We start from the raw sequence: 17,438 nt of genomic DNA on the forward strand, positions 1-17,438 counted from the left end.
AGTTAGCAGATGTGGTACTTTGCATGGATTCTGGGTGTGCTGCTGGCCTGCTCCTTCGGCATTATCAATGTGATGTGGTATGAATTCCACGAGCATGATTTTGATAATGAAAACAAGTAGCTAGCTGCTTTTGATTGGATTTGGGAGTAAATTTCCTTTACTCCCAAACTCGTTTTTGGGTGCTTTATCGTGCTCAATCATGTTGTTTTGTGGGGCAGGGTTTCCTGCCCTATTGCGTTGTAAAGAGTCTGTCGGCTGACTCCTAATTCCCGCGCTAATGCGGTCTTGTTCACTGACCCTGACGCTAACCGTTCCTGCACCACTATTAACTGTTCTTCTGTCAGCTTCCGCCTCGCTCCGATCTGCTTACCCTTCTTCCTGGCGGCTGCGATACCCTCCCGCTGACGTTCTCGGATCATACTGCGCTCAAACTCGGCAAAGGCTCCCATCATCTGCAGCATGAGCTTCTGCATCGGGTTACTGTCTCCGGTAAAGGTCAGATTCTCTTTGTGGAACCGAAGCGTCACACCACGCCCTGTAAGCTCCTCTACGAGTGTTTGCAGGTCTTTTAGGTTACGAGCCAGTCGATCTATCGAATGAACGTGCAGGACGTCCTGTGAGCGCAAATGACGTAAACAGGCGATGAGCTGTGGACGATTGGTGTCCTTACCGCTGCATTTGTCTTCAAAGATAATGTCGAGATCGGTGCCTGCAAGCTGACGGTCGGTGTTCTGGTCCACGCTGCTAACCCGGATGTACCCCACGTTCTGCCCAGGCATTGTTATTCCCCGTTTGGTGTTCTTCGTTGTCGCGGGAAACCTAGACCTTGCTTTACACCCTGTCCAAAAAATGGGATAGGGCTTTGTTAGACGGTCAGTATCAGTGGGTTACGGGCGAGGGCGGTGGTGTCCAAAAAGTATGCTCAGTTTGACGCCTTTATCTGGCCTGCTCAGTGAATAGAGTGCAGCCGGTATAAGTGCAGTCGATCTTGTATGCGTTGTTTCGTGAATAACGGTGATTGGTGTCGCCAGGTTCTGCTTAGAAACGGATTCGATCTAGCCCATGCGCAGTGTATCTGAACACGGGTTCGGTTCCTGATCAGGGCGACTTTCCTAGACCTGGCGTTGTGACGATGCATAAGGGGGGGGAGTGTGCCGGGGGCTGGACATGGGACTCCCGCCCGTGTTTTAACAATGGTGGGGGTGGTACACGCACGTTTTCAATTTACACAACGGCACCGAGACAATGACCAGCATGGATTCGGCGAAGCTGTGTGGTTAGCCACATAAAAACTTTCTGGCGAAAGTCCCCAAAGTAATTGGGGAAAATCAATCGGCTAAATTTTTAGCCCATTACAAAGACCCACGTAACCGGGTTCAGCCTTGCTACTACCTGCCCCAGCGGGAAGCCAGTGCGCTTAATGGTCCATGCTAACGTTACTATTGGTGGCCTGCTGTCTTGTGCACCTCCTTAAAGTACAACCGCAGGCAGCAGCGTCACCGCCTGCTCACCGCTATCAAAAAAACGATCTGATACAATACCGTCATCCATGTTGACCACGGAGAGGATGACATGAACTCCCGCCACCAACGCTTCGTAAACGAATACCTGCTCGATCAGAATGCCACCCGTGCAGCCATTGCCGCCGGATACAGTGAGAAGACCGCCAGAAGCCAGGGGAGCCGCCTGTTGACGAATGTTGACATTTCCCAGACTATTACCGACCAGCAGGCACAGATCAATACCGAGCTTCTGATAACCGCTCAGGCGAAGCGTGAACGCCTATGGGCGATCGCTACGTTTAATTCGCAGACCTATGTAGACCAGAGCGGGGATGTGCGTATGCGTGATCCGAGAGCCGCAACTAGTGCGATTGCAGAATTAAATAAAATGGATGGTTCATACGTTCAGGCTGGCCATGAATCAACTTATGTTACTTTCATTCAGGACTTTGGAGATGGTGGCGAGGATGACAGGCTAGGAACAGTGTTTGAGTGAGATTTATAAATCACAAAAATTACCATAGTTGATTAAAGCGTTAGTGAGTCGTTGGCGCTGATTGTTTTTTGATCGATTGCTGATTGATTTGGGGTTGCATGATCGTTTCATTATGTTTTTTTGTTTTTACTGTTTATTGATTTTTATATTGATGCAATTATTGCGCTTTTACCGTTGTCGATTGAAGTGTGTTTTATGGATCAGGGTTTTGAAGGAAAAAGCTTACTAGCGCGTTTTAATATGACTGCCCCTAAGGATGCATTATCTGACGAGGCCGTTTCTAATCAGATTAGAGAAGAATATCTTGAAGCCAATAGATTGTACGAAAACGGTCGATTTCATACGGCAATTTACGGTTATGAAAAGATTTGTAGCCATATTAGGAAGGACTACAAGTTTAAATCAGATGGGATCACCAAGGCGGAGTATGCTCGTTGCTGCTTCCGGCTGGGCGAGTTCTACAGGAAGACATATGAAAAATCTGGAGATGATCAGGTTGAATTGGCAAAGAAAACACTCGACTGGTATAAGGAGTGTAAGAAGTATAGCGACTTGTATGGATCAATTGACACCTATATTAAATCAATAGGTAGAGATGTTGATGATTCTTCTGAGGCAAAAGTCAGTGTCGTTGTTGATAAAGAGGAAGAAAGAAGAAAGCGGGCATGGGTCGATAGTCAGTTAAGAAGAATGGAGCGCCGCCGGGAGCTTTCCAAAAAAATAATCTCTAAGGCAAGCGAATACACCTATCCTGAGCTGACGAATGAGGAGTTGCGAAGATTAATTGAAAAAAAAGATAAGAAGGCAATTTTCTATTTGGCGGAAAATCTTTATGATGAACTTGAGTTCGACTCTGCGGTAGGGCTTTATGAAAAAGCTGTAAAAGAGAAATGTCTTGGCGGGAAAAAGAAAAAAGTATATGTCGATTGTTTTTTAAAAATAGCCGATTGCTATGAAAACATTTTTGAAGAAGATGAGGCGGACCCTAATGAGGCCGCTAAAATTTTACTGCACTGGTATAGGAAGTATCAAGAGCATGATCGCAGTAATGATTTTGTAAATGAGCGCGTTGTTCAATTGGATGATCAGCTTAATAAAAGTCAAAATGTGACAAAAGAAGCAGATGTAAAAGAAGATAGGAAAAGAGAACGGAAAGTTCGTAGCGCAGAGAACAACCGTGCGAAAGGTTCAGGGCGAAGTGCTAAAAACGATAGTGGATGGAATTCTGATTTTCTATCAAGGCTGGATGAAAATACAAAATTTGATTTTGTTGAGATGTTGCCATTTAGAAGCGTTGTGGAGCTTTGTGAGTCTGAACCGGAAGCTTTACTGTTGCAAGAACTGATTATTGATTTAAATCTTAATTTGAAGTCAGAAAGCTCTGTCGGGAATAAATTCTTGACGTTGCAATGCCAGAAGCGAATTCTGGATTTTAGAGTTGATTTTATTATTAACGATATGGTTGTGGTTGAGGTTGATGGCAAGAAATATCACGACAATTCAAAATCTTTTGTTAATGATAGAAAGCGAGACCAAAAGCTTATGGCAAAAGGTTATAAAGTTGTGAGATTGCCAGCGAGTCAGGTTTATCAGAATTGCGCTGAAGCTATCGAAAATATAATCAATATTGTTATAAGAACATAGATGGTTGATCTGCCGTTCTATACAGGTGGCTGTTCGACGGGGCAGCCACCTGCATGTTCGATAGAGATAAAATATTGCCAATCATAGCCCTGTATCGTTCCCGCAGATTGGAGACTGCCCTTACCGTTCTGTTTGTGTGGTATGCCTTGTGCGATCAGGCAGGTTGAAAACGGGTCAGCAATCTCTCCACTCCCTGTTTCGATGTTTTCCCCAGCGTCTGCATCAGGCTGAACGGTATATCCGTAAGCTGGTACTGCTCTGCCAGATCGTCGAGCATGCGTAGCCATAGATGTGCGGTCATATCCGCATCGGCCTGGGCGCGGTGGTAGGTGCCGTCTGTGGGCAGGCTTTTGTAGCGTACCAGTGTGCCGAGTTTGTGGTTTGGAGCATCCTGATACAGACGGCGGGCGACCAGCATGGAGCAGGCAAAGCCACCGGCATAACCGGAACCGGCCATAGTGAGCTCGGCATCCAGAAACTTTTTATCGAATGAGGCGTTGTGGGCGACAAGATTGTGGCCCGCGATAAACTCGCCGAACTCCCGCATCACTGCCGCGCAGGAATCGGCATCCCTGACCATAGCGTTGGTAATGCCGGTGTAGCTTTCGATAAAGGCCGGTATACGTTGGCCGGGATTCATTAGCCGCTGGAAGCGGTCAGTGACCCGACCGTTCTCCAGCAGTACGGCACCGATCTCTATCGCGCGGTCGCCCATATTGGGTGAGAGGCCGGTGGTTTCAAAGTCCAGCACCACCAGGGTATTGGCACTGCGCTGATTGAGACTGTTTGCCATACTGCCTTCCGTTACCCTAATGCCCGTTCTACAACCGCATCCGCAAAGTGCAGATTGGTCTGCTTGGCCTGCTGGATATTGGCTTTTAGGTGGTCGCAGAGGGTCATTAATTCGTTAACTTTGGTGACAATGCGGTGCTGTTCTTCGTTTGGTGGAATAGCCAAGACTTTCAACCACAATTTGTCCGATACCAACTTACAGGTTCCATGAGTAGACCGATCGACAAGTGCAACAAGGTCATCTTTCAAGCCTTTCATAAGAAGCAATAAAAATTCAGGCTTTAACTCGGAGTAAACAAGAGCTTTCATATCTTGGTTTATGGTTACAGGCCTTTTTGTTAATGCCACCGGAAAAGAGTGAGCCAAAATCATTCCTCGCACTACCATTAATAGGCTACCGGTCGGCACAAGCTTTATTGTCGTTTCTTTTAAAGCCCGTTCAGTGATCGAATCAACCGTATTACTTATGTAATCAGTTTTCATATCCTTTGGAGACACCCAAGGAATATCACCGTTCCAATACTCACCCTTCGATTTTGATGGCGTACCACCGCCCAAATCATAACCGGCATGAGCTAGTCGGCACCACTCCCACCCCACCGGCAGCGCAAACGGTTTCTCGTCGTCTGTAATGGCCGGTAGCGGCTTCTGCTTCTTGATCTTGCCTTCCGCAACCAGTCGGGCCTTTTCGTCCGCTATACGGGCTAACAGGGCCGATGCGGGTTCATCGTCCGGGTTCTGCGGCACCAGCTTGCCCATTACCGCCAGTTGCAGAATGGTCTGCTTGAGCTGGTCAACGCTGTGCTCGGTGGTGAACAGCGTGTCGAAGTGTTCGGCGATACGCGCCCAGTTCTCGGCTGTCTCTTCCGGGGTGCTGCTGCGGGTCAGAGCGGCCAGCAGGGTTTCCACTAGCGTTTCGTGGGCGGTTATATTGGTGGTCTGCTGCTGCTCCAGTTTGTCGCAGAGTGCCATTAGTTCGTTGACGCGGGCGACTATGCGGTGTTGCTCATAAAGTGGAGGAACGCTGATGTACTGGCTGCCTATAAGCTTGTGTCCCAAGTGTTGCTGGGCACCACCCTTAATGCTTTGGTTCAATCTGCTGATAAACAAGGGGGATTTGAAGAATAAATAGACATACGTTTGGTTAAAAATCTCGGAATTGAAGCTTATTTTGAATAAGTTGTTACTAAGAATGCCGTCAACTCCATAATAAACTTCACCAGGACTTCCAGTGTTTGCCATCACTAAATCGTTCGGTGTTACCTCTTTACCGGGGTACTTATCTTCCACAAACTTTAAGCTGTTATCATGTTTAAAGTCAGAGATATATAGATATCGCTTAAAACCACTGTGAGGCTCAGTTATTTGTGCGCTTTTAGCGATCTGGACTCCTTGCTGAGTAAGCAATAACTCGTTAACGCGCATAACACGCCAACTAGGTGGAACCTGCGGCTTCTCCCATGACTCTGCACCAGCAGTCATTGCTGGTTTTTTGCCTTTGTTAACGGACAATACTCGATCTATCTCTTTTGAAAGAAGATTCTCTAATGCTCGCTCGTTGCCTCCTTCTGGTGGCACCAGTTTGCCACGCACGGCCAGTTCCAGAATCAGTTCCCGCAGCTTCTTGATGCCGTGCAGATTGAGCTTGCTGGATGTGCCACGGCCTGCGCTGGACTTTGTGGTGTGCGCGGCAGTCCACAGGGGCAGGTTATCGGTTATCAGCTTGTGGCTGGCCGTTATTACAGAGTCCGTCATCACGCATCCACCCGGTTCAGGGCCGTTTCGAGAATGGCCTTTAACTGATCACGAATGGCACAGATTTCCTGCTGCTGCTGTGCGTAGGTTGCCAGCAGCTCGTCCGGGTCATGGCTCACCTGCTCGCCCACATGGGGGTTCTTGATATCCAGGTTGTAATTACGGGCCTTGATATCGTCGATGGAGACTTTCCACGCCTGCTCGTTCTGTTCACGGCTGGCAAAGCCATCGTCCTCGTTGCCCCACCAGGCTTTTTCCGGCTCGAACTCTTCCACCTTCATCGGGCGGGTTTTGCTGTAGTTCTTTACCCCTGCCGGATACGGGTGCTCGTAATACCATACGTGCTCGGTCGGCTTGCCCTTGGTGAAGAACAGCAGGTTGGTCTTGATGCCGGTGTACGGGTTAAACACGCCGTTGGGCAGTCGTATGATGGTGTGCAGATTGCACTCGGTCAGCAGCTTCTCTTTCAGGCGGGTCTTCATGCCCTCACCAAACAGGAAGCCATCAGGCAGTACCACAGCCGCACGTCCACCGTCTTTGAGCAGATGGATAAACAACGTCATAAACAGATCGGCGGTCTCCCGTGTGCGGAAGGCGGCCGGGAAGTTGGTTTCGATACCATCTTCTTCCATGCCACCGAACGGCGGGTTAGCGACAATCACATCGACACGCTCTTTCGGACCCCAATCACGCAGGGGGCGAGCGAGAGTGTTGTCGTGGCGAACGTTGGACGGCACATCAATGCCGTGGAGAATCATATTGGTGGTGGCCAGCAGGTGTGGCAGGGGCTTCTTCTCTACCCCGAAGATGGTGTTCTGCAGCGCCTGTTCATCGTCCGGGTTGCGAACGTAGTGTTTACGCTTGTGCTCGATGCTGCAGGTAAGGAATCCACCGGTTCCGCAGGCTGGGTCCATCACTTTGTCTGTCAGCTTCGGGTCGACCCGGTTGACCATAAATTCGGTGACAGGGCGCGGGGTGTAAAACTCACCGGCGTTACCGGCGTTTTGCAGATCACGCAGTATCTGTTCATACATATCACCAAAGGCGTGGCGCTCCTTGGCTTTGTTGAAGTCCACCGCTTCTTCGATCTTGTTGACCACCTGACGCAGTAGCTGACCGGACTTCATGTAGTTGTAGGCGTCCTGGAAGACGTTGCGGATAACAAACGCCCGCTGGTCGCCCTCACGGCCCTGTAGCTCCTGCAGCTCCGGGAACAGGGTATTGTCGATAAAGTTCTTGAGCGTATCGCCGGTGATGCCTTCCGGGTTAGCGGCCCAGTTACGCCAGCGCAGCTCTTCGGGGATAGGGGACTCGTAATCGTCTTCCAGCAGTTCCCACTCTTGTTCACGGTCATCAAAGATTTTCAGGAACATCATCCAGACAAGCTGACCGATACGCTGGGCGTCACCATCGACACCCACGTCTTTACGCATGATGTCCTGGATGGATTTGATACTGGAGGAAATCGACATGGAGGGGTTATCCGAAAATCAAGAGTCTGGCTGCAGCACCAACCGCAGCCAGAAGAGTATAAAGAAAAATTTATAGCCAGTTCATTACGAGAACAGCGGCCAGGGTACAGACCACACCTACAGCCACTACAAACCCTTTCGATGCAGGAGTCTGAACAGAGCTGGACTCTTGAACTGAAGTCTGCGGGCTGAATTCGACGCTGGACGTTATGCTCTGACGAGTCTGGGGCGTTATAGGTGGCTCAACATTCACTGCAGCCTTCTTGGTTGGCTTCACTGGCCGACTCTGGCTCTCAGATGTAGGAGTGCTGAGTATGTCGAGAAGGTCATCCAGGGCTGCTCGATGCTCGACTCCAAAAGGCAGGCCAAAATAATTTTCCTTGCCTGCAGGCGTTTCCCCTTTTGGGAATTGTCCGTAATTACTACTGAACCGTTGGGGCGCTGTACCAGGGATAATGCCATCGATAGATAGGAGCCTTGCTTTAACCGACTCGAACCTCGGGTGCAGAATCAGGGTGTTTTTATCCGAGCGGGTTTCAGTGTTGATATAAAGAGAAACCGCTCCATCCTTGCTGAATCCATAACCAATAGCTTTCTTGGTTCTGCTCAGCTCAAATAGTCCTTCTTGGCCAAGGGCCAGCTCAATCTCGCCATACTTCATTGGTACTATCCGTAGAGTGCGGTTTCGAGATCCTGAACCGCTTGCAGGTACTGCTTCTTGCCGCCAAACAGGCTGATAAGCTGCACCGGTGTCCCCAGATCGGTGAACGGCTCCAGCTTCAGCACTTTGATATCTTCGATGTTCTCGATGCCAGCGTCCGCATACTTCTCCAGAAGCGCCTCCAGCACCTTGCGGGCTTCCTCACCGTACTTAGTGAAGTAATCGCGCTTACGGACGTTCTCGGCTCTCTCACGGCGTGTAAGGGGTGGCTGGTCAAAGACGATATGGCAGATCATATCGAACGGGTCCAGCTCTGAGCCGTATTTGGCAGACACTTCAGCCTGAACCTCTTCCCAGAACACACCTTGTTCGGCCAGTTCGTCGATAACCGCCTTTTTCTGGTCAGCATCGGACCAGCGGCGCAGAAAGTCGTCCATGCTGGCGTATTCCTTGGTTACGCAGCCTTTGGTGTAATCACGCATGGATTCGGTGATCAGCTTGCCGTCTGCGCCCAGGTACTGCACACGCTCGCCAATGATGGTGACCTGCTCGCCCTTTACGTGATATTTGATGCGAGGCTCGGCAGGGCCTTCACCACCTTCACCGAGACCGCCTTCACCAGGGCCGCTTTCCGGCCAATCCGGGTCACCAGAGACGGTTTCATCATCCCCATTGCCGGTGTCATCCGTTTCATCGGTTTCGTCTTCCGGTGGTGTTACCGGCTCACCGGGTTTCGGGTTATGTATCTGTACCGGGTCTCCGTCGAAGTTCGGATCGGCAAACAGTTCCGTGGCCTTCTTGAAGTCCATGATGGTGAACCAGTGCTTGCCGTAGTCTTCGTCGATACGAGTGCCGCGACCAATGATCTGTTTGAACTCGGTCATGGACTGGATGCGCTGGTCCAGCACGACGAGTTTGCAGGTTTTGGCATCTACGCCGGTGGTCATCAGCTTACTGGTGGTGGCGATCACCGGGTAGCGGGATTCCGGGTCAATAAAGTTATCCAGCTCGGCTTTGCCTTCTTCGTTATCACCGGTAATGCGTACGACATATTTGCGGTTTTCCTGCACCCGCTCCGGGTTGAGGTTGACCAGAGCCTGTCGCATACGTTCGGCATGGTCGATGTTGTCGCAGAAGACAATGGTTTTCTGATATTCGCCGGACTGCTGCAAAAACTCGGTGACCTTCATGGCGACAAGCTGGGTACGTTCATCGAATGTGATATTCCGGTCCATATCCCGCTGGTTGTAGATGCGGTCTTCGATAAGGTTGCCGTGTTTGTCTTTCTGCCCCTTTCTTGGGCGCCAGCCTTTCAGGTCGAGATCAAAATCGACACGCACCACCTTGTACGGTGCAAGGAAGCCATCCTCGATGCCTTGTTTGAGCGAGTAGGTGTAAACCGGCTGACCGAAGTAGTCGATGTTGGAGACGTCTTTGGTCTCCTTTGGCGTGGCCGTTAAACCGATATGGGTGGCACCGGAGAAATATTCGAGAATCTCGCGCCATGCGGAATCTTCATTGGCACTGCCACGGTGACATTCGTCGATCACGATCAGGTCAAAGAAATCCGGCGAGAACTGTTTGTATACGTTCTTCTCTTCTTCGTTGCCCGTCACGGCCTGATACAGCGACAGGTAAATCTCATAGGATTTGTTGATCTGCCGCTTGGTGATCTTGGTCATCGCCTGACCAAACGGCTTAAAGTCATTGTTCTTGGTCTGGTCTACCAGAATGTTGCGGTCGGCCAGGAACAGGATGCGCTTCTTCTGCCCAGCCTTCCATAGCCGCCAGATAATCTGGAATGCGGTATAGGTCTTGCCGGTACCGGTGGCCATCACCAGCAGGATACGGTCTTGGCCTTTGGCGACAGCTTCTACCGCACGGTTCACGGCGATCGTTTGGTAATAGCGTGGTGTACGGCCTGAACCATCGTCGTAATAAGGTGATTCCACCGCAGGCATAGCAGCCTCGGAAAAGCCCTTCCAAGCGCAGTAACGCTGCCAAAGTTCAGCAGGGGATGGGAACTGTTCGAGTGTGAGTTCGGTTTCGGTCTGGGCGGCATTGCCAGTGCGGTCGTGGAACAGGAAGCCATCACCATTGCTGGAGAAGACAAACGGCACATCCAGCGCCTCGGCATAGGCCAATGCCTGCTGCATACCTGCTCCGACACTCTGCTTGTTGTCCTTGGCCTCTATAACGGCGATAGGCTGGTTTTTCTGGTGGTAGAGGATGTAATCCGCACGGCGTTGTTTACCGCGCGTATGGAGCTTGCCACGGACGATTATACGACCAGCAGTAAAGGTGACCTCTTCACGCACCTGGGTGTTTATGTCCCAACCAGCCTGTTTGATAGCCGGGGTGATGAACTTGGTGCAGATGTCCCGTTCGGACAGCTTCTGCTTTTCTCCCTTTTCCAACTGCTCCTCCTGAACCGTAACCATGGTCGTCTTGTTGGTTATGGTAATGCAGGTTGGTATTTGTGAGTAGCCCTTCAATCGCATGATTTTAGGAACTGTTACAGATATGGTGTTATACGAAAAATGTCGAAATTAGTGGTGGCATTTATCAGTAAATGCTTAGAGGCTCATGGAAAATGACGAACACCACAAAACAGGAAAAATACAAGGCATGGTTTGATCTTGCACGTTACGTTGGCGTGGAGTCTATGTCAGATCGGGAAGTTGCCGAGCAATTGGAATTCAGACAGGAGTTGTTACGGATTAGCCCAAAAAGAGCTCGTAAAAGGTTTAAAGAGATACAACGGAGTGGGCTAGTTCATATAGAAAGTGAAATGCCTATGGACTCTCGATTAAAGTTGGTTTTCGGAAGAACTTGCGAGGCTATGACTGGGGTTATGGATGCGATAGATGCATTATTGGTTGCTCTGAAATTAAAAACAAATGGCATCGCCTGCCTCCGAAACCCGATGGATGCGTATTCTATGAACGCCGCGTTCAATGATGATGGCACAATAAATATGGTATTTGATCTCAATGTTGAAGTTGATGCCTTGCTAGAGAAAGCACGATATATTTTACTCAAAGAACGGTCTCGGCGTAATAAACGGGCGCCGCAAAAAATTTCCGAATCAGCCAGAAAAAAGATACGTACAGGGCATGTGTTACCAATTCTGGATTTGTATATTTTCTCAAAGCTATATGGTGTGCCAGAGCTGACACACGGTGAGTATGTTGAGATTTTGGGTTGGTCGGGAAAGTATTGCACAGAGCAGTTTCGACAAAGCCGGAAAGGCTATGCTCTAAAGTTTCTGGAGAGGCAGTGGGTCGATCGTCTAAGAGCTAACTGCATTGCATACGAATCCGTAAGTCTAGCCGCGAATTTTTCTTTTTCAAAAATCCCTTCCCTGAGTCATTAGCAGTTTATACGTTGTTTCTTACTGTAGTCTGAACCTCCCCCAAACCGAAGAATTTTGGGGAGGTTTGTCATCCCGAAAATTGATGACCTTAGTATGAAAAAAAATAAAAAAAAGTATCTGCGAAATATCGTTATTAGATTTTATCCTGCGTTAGTCAAAATAACCGGATCGATCAATGCTGCCCTAGTTTTGGCGCAGATTGATTATTGGTGGGATAGACGCCATGGCAAATACTTTTATAAGAAAGACCGGGAGCTGGCGGCTGAACTAGGAATGGGGCTCACAGCCTTCCGTGCAGCCAAAAAGCAACTTGTTAAAAGAAAGCTGGTGACAACCATAAAGCGTGGAATACCACAAACTACGCACTATCAGCTCAAATGTAGAATTGAGGATTTGATCCCCAAAGTGCCTAAACCCGAAGCGGATGAGCCGGAAACGGATGAGCCGGAAGTGGTTCAAAACGATGATTCCAAATCCCCCAAAAAGGCTTCTACGGATAGATCGAATAGCTCCATTAAAAATACCCGTTTCGGGCAAACTAATTCATGTATTACTACAGAGAGTACATCAGAGACTACGGCAGATATTACATCAGCAAGTCGCGAGGTGAAAAAGCTGACGGCGGTTCAGCAGAGTATGTTGAAACGTTTCCTAAAACACTGGCAGCAGACCGTAGACAAAAATGATTGTTACCTACCCTTGTGTTGGCATGCGGCATCGCCGGAGTTGGATAAGCGGATTGTGGCCGCGATAGAGCGTATGGGAGGAGTTGATGAGCTTCTTGATGACCTTAAAGCACGATGCGAGAAGGTCGCCGAGGAGTGTATATGGCTCGAATACGAGGCCAAGGAGGTTAACCTCACCTTTCTGATTACTAATCAGGAGCGTGAGTTCGCCGAGACGCAGGAGATGGAACAGAATGACAAAACCAGGTCAGTTAACGAGATACCCGGTCTTGAGGAGCTTCGTGCCCGGTCACAGCAGCAAGCGCAGGTGATCGCCGAAGAAAAGTCCAAAATCGAATGCGATAAAGACTATGGTTGTGATGGCTAAATATGCAGGTAAAAACCCATGGCAGATAGTTTTCTTCTTACCGATGAGGAAGTTTGCGATATCACCGGTTACCAGAAGCCAGCCCGCCAAATGGATGCCCTTGGCCGGTTTGGTATTACTGCCCACCTGAATGCCCGTAACAAGGTGGTTGTGAGCCGCCGCCATGCCGAAGATGTACTGGCTGGGAAAACCTCACAGAACGCGGTCCTCGGACCAAATCTGGATTGGATGGAATCCTGAATTAATCATCCGCATTAATTCGTAAAAGCTGTAACTCAATCTGAATAGGCTGATCCTAGGTTGATGCAGTCGGGGGATTGTTGTGCCTTCAATTAGATAGAGCCTTGCTCTAATAAAAAAGGTGATAGCAATGAAAGAAAGAACAATTTTATCCAGTGATGTACTGATTGGTGTGACTGGCCCCCATGACACTGATCAACAGGTCGGTGTTCTCTTAAATCGAGGTTTTTATGCCTTGGCTGAATCGGATGGCTTCGTCGAGGTGTTCAGATGTGATCTCGATAAGATTTTTGAACCGGTGGTGGAGGATATGAAAAAAGGCGATTGATGGTCGGTTTCCATGCCTGCTGGGGCTTGTGAGTACCGGCAGGCTGAACTGTCAATAATAACATCATGCGGTATATGGCATGGACGCTATCGCTGACATCGTAAATGGATTTGATTATGAAAACGGAAATGATGTTGTGGGCGAGATATGAGAAGCCCTACGTTCCACTGGCTGACATCTGTGAAGAATACTTCGGCCTATGTTCAAAGCGAGCGAAATCGGCAGCGGCTGCCCAGGAGTTACCTGTGCCAGTGGTTCGGCTATCTGATAGCAAGAAGTCACCATATATGGTGAAGCTCTCTGATCTTGCCAGATATCTGGACTCCCGGCATGAACTGTATGCGGAAGACTGGCGAAAAGTTCGAGGGGTTAAGCACTCCTCTGTTTGTTGATTTTTTTTAAGAGGCGATTCTTCACCTCATGGGTGGCCCAGTAGTCTTCCTCAATCTCCTTGCACTGCGCCCACAGGTCGGCTGGCTCACGATGGAGCAGGTGGGTATAGCGGCGAAGGTTCTCCCATGTTTGGTGTCCGCTACGAGCTGCCACATCAGGAATTTGCATTTTTTGCTCAAAAAGCCTTGAAATACCTTCATGCCTGAATGAGTGGAACCGGAGTTCTGGTACCCCCAATTTTTTTGTGATCTCGGAAAAATGACTGGCTACTGATTTGGCCTTATAAGGGAAAATGCGCGGTTCATCATCCAACCGGGGTTGCATGGCTATTATTTCCAGGCACTCGGGTGGAATGGGAACCTTTTGATGATTTCCATATTTATCATTCGGGTCCTTGCGGTCTTCGATAATGATGAAACCGTTCTCGGCGTCCAGATTGGTCCATTTGAGCGAACAAATCTCTCCTTCTCGAAAAGTACTGTAGATGCTGAAGAGCATCAGGTGGTGATGCGGAATGCTGCCAGTCGGTTTGTTATAGCCATCCAGTAGGAATGTATAGAGTTCTTTGATTTGTGTTTCCGTGGGCCGGAAGTTGTCACGCTTGGATTTGCCGACGAGCTTTAATCGCCACAGTTCCTTCATGACCTCGGGAGTTATGAATCGCTTAAAATGAAGGCCGACCCGTTTCTGCCAGTCTATAGCCTTGCGCAGAACTGAGACGTAGACGTGATTTGTGGCCGCTGTGACTTTGCCTAACCGTTCATCAAGTAGATCGATCAGGTGTTGTTCCGTAATTTCGTTGGAGCGTTTCTCTGCAAGCCAGGTTCCTTCCCAGAATTTGATGGCCAGCATGTCTCGATGGCTAATGCGCTCGCGCTCAGGAAGGGTTTCCATTTTGGCGCGATACGTCTCAAGATAAGTGCGGAGAGTGATGTCGCCGGTACGGGATCTGGCGGATTCGTATTTGGGTTCTTCGGCATCGGCCTGTTTCAGCATTTCTTTCTCGACATGTAGGGCCCAGGCCTTGCCCGCAGCTTTTGTCGAGAATGTCATCTGTTCTTTGGCTTTAAAGTGTTTCCTGTTGACGCTGACGATGTACTTATAGACGGTCCCTTTTTTTCTTTTTCTGACATCGCAATAAATGCTCATATCTGCGCCCTGGTTATGGGAGTAAATTCGGGAGTGAATAGTAGTAATTTATTGCGTTTTATCATGCCTTATTGTGGGTAAATGTGCATCTTAAAGGCTGATTTTATGGCTGAAGTTGATGATTTGTGGGGTTTTTATGCAATGTGGTATGAATTCCACGAGCATGATTTTGATAATGAAGGGAAGCAGGAATAAAGCGTAAAGCCATTAAATAGAAAAAGGGAGCCGTAAAGCTCCCTTTTTATTGGCTGAAGCAGCTTAGCAGGCTGCTTTGTGACTCTCGCGACTGTCCTTACACCAGTTGTCGCTGGTCTTGTTCAGGAAGTAGTCGTAGGTTCCCGGGAACAGGCGAACGATCCAGTCAATAAAACGGGAATCTGAACCAATCAGAATCCGCTGTCGCTTGTTAAGAATACCGTTAATGATGACCTGGGCAGCTCTTTCTGGCGTGGTTGTCGCCAGCTCTTCAAACTTTTCCGCAGCTTCTTCACGATCCCGCAGATTGGTGGAATCTTCGTGGAAGCGGCTGTTACGGATAAGATTGGTTTTGATCCCGCCAGGGTAAGCGCAGGACACATTAATGTTGGAGTGGCGCAGTTCCTGGCTCAGAGATTCGGTAAAGCCACGCACGGCAAACTTACTGGCACAGTAAGCGGCCTGATTTGGAGCAGCCATAACACCAAATACACTGCCAACGTTTACGATATGGGCTTCGTCACGAGTTTGCAGGTGTGGCAGGAATGCTTTGGTGCCATAAACGACACCCCAGAAGTTAATATTGATCAGCCATTCCATCTCTTCGATAGAGCCTTCCGTAACGCTATGGGTCAGCGAGACACCGGCATTGTTGATCAGTATGTCGATCTGACCAAAGTAGGAAGAGGCTTCAGATGCGAAAGCCTTCACCTGCTCCTGATTGGCACAATCAATATCTTTAATGAAGTACTGGCTGTTTTCGGGAAGCAGTTCCGCCGTTTCCTGAAGGTTTTGAGGGTTAATATCGCACAAAGCAACCTTGCAACCTGTTCTGCAAAGTTCAAATGCCAAGGCGCGACCAATACCTGAACCTGCCCCTGTGATAACAGCGACTTTCCCCTCTAAGGTTCGCATAGTTATGTTGTGATCCTGCGATGTTTTGTTGTGTGGTTTTTTGTAGCGCGGATGATAAAAGATTTACCGCAGTTATGGCAGATGTTTTTTGACTCAAATCAAAAAAAAACCGCCACAAAAGTGTGGCGGTTTTTGATGACACTTTTGTGACTATCAGAAGACAGTTACGTCGTAAGTCACCAGAACACGGGTGTCTTCCCGGGTGTAGGTGTTGCTGGCACCGGCAGGATCCTTCTCGTACTTGCCGTGGCGCAGAGTCAGCTTCAGACCTTCCAGAGAGGGAACAGCGTAATCAAACTGGATGTCGTATTCGCTGGTGTCAGTATCGCTCTGACCCTTCATGTCGATAGAGCCATTGATGTAGCGAACATAGCCGCTCAGACCTTCAACCATATCGGCGAAGTCATAGCCTGCACGAACCTGGTAAGAGGTTTCGTTGGCAGCGTTAAAGTCGCTGATCATAACGGAGTTATAACCGTTAAAGCCGGTATCATCATCACCAGCTTCCCAGCCTACAGCGGCATCGCTCCAGCCTGGATTGGAGCCGCCGCCGATGTCAGTCATGCTGGCCATCAAAGTGACTTTGTCGAGCTTCAGCTTGGCCATCAGGCCGTACCAGTCGATAGAGCTCTTTTCGCCATCGGCAATCTGGGTCTCTTTCACAAAACCGATCGCTTTGTTGGAGCCGTACTGTGCACCAACAGTCACGGAAGTCATCTTGTCCAGATCGAACTTGTAGGAACCATCCAGATAAACAGCTTTCACAGCGTCAGACTGCTTGCCGTAAGTGGCCGATGCATTCAGGCCGTCCATTGAATAAGAAGCACCGAAGGTGTTAACAGCTTTTTTCTTGCCGTTAACTTCATAGTTCTCGTAGCCGGACTCAGTCTTGCCATTGCCTTTCTTGGCGTGAACAGCAAAAACAGTGACGCCACTCATGGAGTAATCAGCATAGAAGGCTTCAGTGGTGCTTGGCAGTGAACGGGAGTCGGAATCGTTCAGCAGCGGCGTATCAAGGATCATACGACCATACTTGAGTACGCCGTTACCCATCAGGTTCACTTTAACAGCACCGAAGTTCTTGCCGTAACCTTCACCTTTACCCTTGTTGTTCACATGGAACAGGCCGGTGTTGCTTGTTTTGTTGGAGCCCAGACTCTCACTCAGACGCAGTGCAGCGTAAGAGCTGAAGTCAAAGCCGATGATGTCTGCGAAGTAACCGGAGCTAAAATCAGCCCGGATAGCCTGTGACCAGGCCTTGTCATTGTCAGACTTGGCGGAACCGGTCTTGGTGTCGCGATCGAAGTAGTAGTTACGAAGATGAATGTTCATGGAGCTGTCATCAATAAACTGCTCAGCCTGAACGGAGGTGGATGCGATCGCGGCCAAAATAGCCGCACTGAGTGCGCTTTTGGTTAGGGTTTTCATTATTCACCACTCCTTGGGTGCTTTTTGTGTGTTTATTCT

The 17,438-nt window shown here is 49.1% G+C and carries 17 protein-coding genes; 8 read left to right on the forward strand and 9 right to left on the reverse strand.

Features of this window, described 5'->3' with window-relative positions; all coding sequences use genetic code 11:
* Positions 1 to 9 precede the first annotated feature (9 nt).
* A complete protein-coding gene (gene cydX, locus EHSB41UT_RS03095) occupies positions 10 to 120 on the forward strand; it encodes a cytochrome bd-I oxidase subunit CydX (RefSeq protein WP_087106759.1) in 111 nt (36 codons plus the stop codon).
* A 77-nt stretch (positions 121 to 197) separates the two neighbouring features.
* On the opposite strand, the gene EHSB41UT_RS03100 is transcribed toward cydX, so the two are convergent.
* The gene (locus EHSB41UT_RS03100; RefSeq protein ID WP_087106761.1) at positions 198 to 779 is read right to left on the reverse strand and encodes a recombinase family protein; all 582 of its coding nucleotides are present in this window, start codon (positions 777 to 779) and stop codon (positions 198 to 200) included.
* 793 nt (positions 780 to 1,572) lie between these two features.
* Here EHSB41UT_RS03100 and EHSB41UT_RS03105 point away from each other — a divergent pair.
* The gene (locus tag EHSB41UT_RS03105; protein WP_087106763.1) at positions 1,573 to 1,998 is read left to right on the forward strand and encodes a terminase small subunit; all 426 of its coding nucleotides are present in this window, start codon (positions 1,573 to 1,575) and stop codon (positions 1,996 to 1,998) included.
* A gap of 195 nt (positions 1,999 to 2,193) precedes the next feature.
* Complete coding sequence (locus EHSB41UT_RS03110) at positions 2,194 to 3,642, forward strand: endonuclease domain-containing protein (RefSeq protein ID WP_087106765.1); 1,449 nt, start codon at positions 2,194 to 2,196, stop codon at positions 3,640 to 3,642.
* A 154-nt stretch (positions 3,643 to 3,796) separates the two neighbouring features.
* On the opposite strand, the gene EHSB41UT_RS03115 is transcribed toward EHSB41UT_RS03110, so the two are convergent.
* The 5 genes from EHSB41UT_RS03115 to hsdR all read right to left on the reverse strand — a co-directional run bounded on the left by EHSB41UT_RS03115 (position 3,797) and on the right by hsdR (position 10,739).
* Positions 3,797 to 4,435, reverse strand: a complete 639-nt coding sequence (locus EHSB41UT_RS03115) for a 3'-5' exonuclease (protein ID WP_087106767.1) — start codon at positions 4,433 to 4,435, stop codon at positions 3,797 to 3,799.
* An 11-nt stretch (positions 4,436 to 4,446) separates the two neighbouring features.
* Positions 4,447 to 6,189 carry a restriction endonuclease subunit S gene (locus tag EHSB41UT_RS03120; RefSeq protein WP_087106769.1) on the reverse strand — a complete coding sequence of 581 codons (1,743 nt, stop codon included), beginning with the start codon at positions 6,187 to 6,189 and terminating at the stop codon, positions 4,447 to 4,449.
* The gene (locus EHSB41UT_RS03125; RefSeq protein WP_087106771.1) at positions 6,189 to 7,661 is read right to left on the reverse strand and encodes a type I restriction-modification system subunit M; all 1,473 of its coding nucleotides are present in this window, start codon (positions 7,659 to 7,661) and stop codon (positions 6,189 to 6,191) included. The genes EHSB41UT_RS03120 and EHSB41UT_RS03125 overlap by 1 nt, the downstream gene beginning before the upstream one ends.
* Before the next feature lie 70 nt (positions 7,662 to 7,731).
* Positions 7,732 to 8,322, reverse strand: a complete 591-nt coding sequence (locus EHSB41UT_RS03130) for a DUF2002 family protein (protein WP_087106773.1) — start codon at positions 8,320 to 8,322, stop codon at positions 7,732 to 7,734.
* 5 nt (positions 8,323 to 8,327) lie between these two features.
* Positions 8,328 to 10,739, reverse strand: a complete 2,412-nt coding sequence (gene hsdR / locus EHSB41UT_RS03135; RefSeq protein ID WP_242667220.1) for an EcoAI/FtnUII family type I restriction enzme subunit R — start codon at positions 10,737 to 10,739, stop codon at positions 8,328 to 8,330.
* A 176-nt stretch (positions 10,740 to 10,915) separates the two neighbouring features.
* Between hsdR and EHSB41UT_RS03140 the strand changes: the two genes are divergently transcribed.
* The 5 genes from EHSB41UT_RS03140 (at position 10,916) to EHSB41UT_RS25015 (ending at position 13,711) form a co-directional block, all read left to right on the forward strand.
* Positions 10,916 to 11,698: a DUF6387 family protein gene (locus tag EHSB41UT_RS03140; RefSeq protein ID WP_087106777.1), complete on the forward strand. Its 783-nt coding sequence runs from the start codon at positions 10,916 to 10,918 to the stop codon at positions 11,696 to 11,698.
* 93 nt (positions 11,699 to 11,791) lie between these two features.
* Complete coding sequence (locus EHSB41UT_RS03145) at positions 11,792 to 12,751, forward strand: hypothetical protein (RefSeq protein ID WP_133060371.1); 960 nt, start codon at positions 11,792 to 11,794, stop codon at positions 12,749 to 12,751.
* An 18-nt stretch (positions 12,752 to 12,769) separates the two neighbouring features.
* Positions 12,770 to 12,991 carry a DUF4224 domain-containing protein gene (locus EHSB41UT_RS03150; RefSeq protein ID WP_087106781.1) on the forward strand — a complete coding sequence of 74 codons (222 nt, stop codon included), beginning with the start codon at positions 12,770 to 12,772 and terminating at the stop codon, positions 12,989 to 12,991.
* Between the two features lie 130 nt (positions 12,992 to 13,121).
* On the forward strand, positions 13,122 to 13,319 hold the full coding sequence (locus EHSB41UT_RS03155) for a hypothetical protein (protein WP_087106783.1): 198 nt from the start codon (positions 13,122 to 13,124) through the stop codon (positions 13,317 to 13,319).
* Positions 13,320 to 13,450: 131 nt separating this feature from the next.
* A complete protein-coding gene (locus EHSB41UT_RS25015; protein WP_423226864.1) occupies positions 13,451 to 13,711 on the forward strand; it encodes a pyocin activator PrtN family protein in 261 nt (86 codons plus the stop codon).
* Here the strand turns inward: EHSB41UT_RS25015 and EHSB41UT_RS03165 are convergent.
* From EHSB41UT_RS03165 to EHSB41UT_RS03175, 3 genes are all read right to left on the reverse strand, one after another.
* Positions 13,689 to 14,861 (reverse strand): tyrosine-type recombinase/integrase, encoded by a 1,173-nt coding sequence (locus tag EHSB41UT_RS03165; RefSeq protein WP_087106785.1) that lies wholly within the window; start codon positions 14,859 to 14,861, stop codon positions 13,689 to 13,691. The two genes, EHSB41UT_RS25015 and EHSB41UT_RS03165, sit on opposite strands and share 23 nt — an antisense overlap.
* 258 nt (positions 14,862 to 15,119) lie before the next feature.
* On the reverse strand, positions 15,120 to 15,971 hold the full coding sequence (locus EHSB41UT_RS03170) for an SDR family NAD(P)-dependent oxidoreductase (RefSeq protein ID WP_087106786.1): 852 nt from the start codon (positions 15,969 to 15,971) through the stop codon (positions 15,120 to 15,122).
* 153 nt (positions 15,972 to 16,124) lie between these two features.
* The gene (locus EHSB41UT_RS03175) at positions 16,125 to 17,399 is read right to left on the reverse strand and encodes an OprD family outer membrane porin (protein ID WP_087106788.1); all 1,275 of its coding nucleotides are present in this window, start codon (positions 17,397 to 17,399) and stop codon (positions 16,125 to 16,127) included.
* Between the last annotated feature and the right edge of the window lie 39 nt (positions 17,400 to 17,438).

Source organism: Parendozoicomonas haliclonae (assembly GCF_900174585.1).
Taxonomy (GTDB): Bacteria; Pseudomonadota; Gammaproteobacteria; order Pseudomonadales; family Endozoicomonadaceae; genus Sansalvadorimonas; species Sansalvadorimonas haliclonae.